Origin of the sequence: Flavobacterium sp., assembly GCF_029242675.1 — a bacterium.
Taxonomy (GTDB): domain Bacteria; phylum Bacteroidota; class Bacteroidia; order Flavobacteriales; family Flavobacteriaceae; genus Flavobacterium.
Window position 1 is genome coordinate 1 of record NZ_JAQWTM010000340.1, and the last position, 3,349, is coordinate 3,349.

A 3,349-nucleotide genomic window follows, 5' to 3' on the forward strand; every position below is an offset into this window, starting at 1 on the left:
GTAGTCTTGATTAAAAACAAAAAAACCCAATCTTTTCAGATTGGGTTTTTTAATAAATTGAGAAAATCAATTATGCTTCAACTTCGAATGGAAGGATTGAAACGTATGATTTGTTATCTCTTTTCTTTTGGAACTTAACAATTCCATCTACTCTTGCGTGTAGTGTGTGATCTTTACTAATGTAAACATTTTCACCTTGATTGTGTTTTGAACCTCTTTATATTATGGAAATGATTTTAAAGAAATTATGGTTTTACCAAATAGTTGGTCTGAAGTAAACAATCTATTAAATAGTTTCGGTGGAAATTATAGATATCAACATATTCAGAAAACAACTAATATGATCAAGACTACCTCTGAAAAATATATAGCTTCAAAAGCAATAAATTTAAGTAAAATCATAATTTAGTCCTGAGCTTTAATTTATTAGAATAATTTATTAGAATAATTTATTAGAATACGTCAAACTACCCTTTTGACAACTATGTTTGGAAAATGGTACTGTGATAGTAAATTGGGAGAAAAGTAAGAACTTACAAAACCAAAATGTACAATTTAAATATTTTATGTCTTTTTTCTGTACTTGATTATTTATTAAAGTGACCACGCTTGGCATAACTATAAAAGATATTTTTCAACTTGCAATCAAAAAAAATATTAAAGGTCACTAGCGTAGAGGTAATTAAGTAAAACTATAAAGTTATCGGCCCCTAATTCATTTATGGTAACCTAAACTCAAATTTTAACATAGCAAATCGAGGCTGCAATTGATATTGACTATTTATGGTACTACTATCTGTCTGATAAAAATCTCTAAAATTATTAGTATTCAATAGATTATTACCAATAATCGATATAGCAATTTTATTTTTTTGTAATTTATACCTGCACTCAAAGTCAATAAAATAATATTGATTATTATTCTTATCTAAGTTCCCAAAGAAATAGCGCTCACTTTGAATCTTAACATTTACCTTACTATTAAAACTGTACACAAAATCTAAAAAACTTATGTTGTCATTAAATGAGCTTTTCACACCAGTGTCAATTAAATTATAACTCCATTTTGACCCCAGATTGATCTGTGCCTTTCCTTTAAAAGCAGAACGTATTTCCAAACCATAATTAAGACTAGTACTGCTAAAAGCTCGTTCTACCTCATTTATCTTGTTCCTATTATTCGAAACAACACTACTAATACTTAACTTCAAGTTGGATGAAATTGGCTTTAAATATTGATTTACGGAGGATAGAAAAGTAAAACTCTCCCTTCCTTTCAATAGCACTTTATCATTAAGAACGGCATTTTGTGTTAAGTAGGAATTAAAGCTGATAAAATCGAAATCTTTCGTGTAGATAAACAAGGAATTAGCTGAAAATTTATCAGCCCAATTACCGTACAAATGATTAATAGTTAAGCTCGTTGTAGCTAGTCGATCGATGCTATTCATACCTTTGGTGAAATTTCTGAACCTCTCATTATAATAGTTAGGTAAGACATCAATTGCATTTGTATTTTTAGTATTGTATGAAATGGAAGATACTACTATATTTTTGGGAGAAAGTTTAAAACTAGCTCCAAAATCGCTGTTGACTAGAAGGAAATTTTCGTTTAAATCATTTAATCGTGCGGAAAGATTATGTACTGATAATGAAGACGAAAAAGCAACTTTTTTATAATTAAATATATATTTCGATTTCAAGAACAAGTCATTTGTGTTGTAGCGTAAATTATTCTGGAAATCAGCTGGATATATAACAGATTGATCGTTTAATAAATCAAACTGGGTTTGATATTCGCTACTTTCAAAAAAATTTCCAACCGCAAGTTCTAACATATTTTCATTATTTTGCTTTAAAATATATTTGCCTTCTACAGCGTTATACAGTGAATTTCGGTTTACCGTTTGATTTGTTGCGATAGCATCTTGATCAAATACTAAGTTGTATAGAAAAGGTGAAGTGAAAAAATGTTCATTAGCATCATTTTTTAACAAGACAGTAGATAATAAAAATGCACTTTTATCATTTATTTTATGGGTAATCGATAACTCTTGATTCACAAAAAAACTTCTTTGTCCCATCATCTCCTTTACTGTTTCATCATTAAAATTAGTAGTATTAAAATTGCCTAAATTTTTAAAATTAAAAGTTGTACTTGATTCTAACTGGTTTTGTTTTGAAATGTCAATAGTTAAATCAATCTTTACATTGCCGCTGAGAACGTCCTTAAAGCTATTGGAATTCTCTATATTTTGAAAGTTAATAGAATTAACATTTGTATTTTGTGTACTACTTTTGGAATAAAAAACATTATCTGAAATCAAAAACGCATTTGTTTTAAATTTTAGCTTTTTAGTTAAAGTATTAATTGCGTTCAAAGAAACTAGCTTTTGATTATTGAAATTATACTTATTTAATTTCAAATTGGGTGTTTGTTTTTGTGTGATGATAAGATTATCTCGGAAAATAGCATTCGTCTCCTCCTTACTTGGCTTTTCTGTACTAGTATAGTCTTGCCCAATATTATTTAGATCGGCAAGAAAATAATATTTATTTTTTTTTCCAATATTAATGATATTTAGGTTCAATTGATGCCTATTGTTACTATTAAAAATCAAGTTATTAGCTCCATACATTGTTCCGAACCACTGCTTTTTGAAATTTTCAACAAGTTTTAAATTTAGAGCAACTTTATTACTACTCTCAATATTTTTAAGGAGTTTATTCTCACTGTATTTTTGAATAACTTCTACTTGATCTATTGTAAAAGAAGGCATGTTTTTTGACAACAACTTATATTTTTCTTCGAAAAAATCATCTCCTTCTATCATTATTTTTTCAACTTCTTTATTGCCAATTTTAATTGTACCGTTGCTTTCCACAGTAATTCCTGGTAAATTTTTCAAGACATCTTCAACGACTTGCTCATTACCTCTATTAAAGGAAGCGACATTATAAACAATAGTATCTTTTTTTATAATTATTGACTTTGCTTTAATTACTATCACTTCACTTAATTCAAGAAATGTAGGTTTCAAAACAACATCAATTTTAATATTGTGTGTATCAGCTTCGATTTTGAGCGGAAAAACCACTTTTTCAAAAGATATAGATGAGAAAGTAAGTTGGTATGTGCCCACAACATTGTGAACTAATTCATAATAGCCCTTTTGGTCAGTTTTGGTAAAAACAAGTGCATCATTTTCATTATCAAGCTTTAAAAAAACATTAATATTGCTTAAACTATTATTCTGTAGATCCTTGACATTTCCTTTGATTATGGTTTGGGATTGAATAGTTTGAACTATCAAAAAAACAATTATCAGGAAACTACTTTTTTTCATCA

General features: G+C 28.0%; 1 protein-coding gene and 1 pseudogene. Both read right to left on the bottom strand.

The window, feature by feature from the left end:
* Positions 1-70: 70 nt before the first annotated feature.
* Positions 71-217: pseudogene (locus P8M54_RS12450) on the bottom strand (50S ribosomal protein L27); the annotation flags it as partial.
* A gap of 502 nt (positions 218-719) precedes the next feature.
* The coding region (locus P8M54_RS12455) for a carboxypeptidase-like regulatory domain-containing protein (protein ID WP_300288234.1) at positions 720-3,349 on the bottom strand (2,630 nt) is incomplete at its 5' end.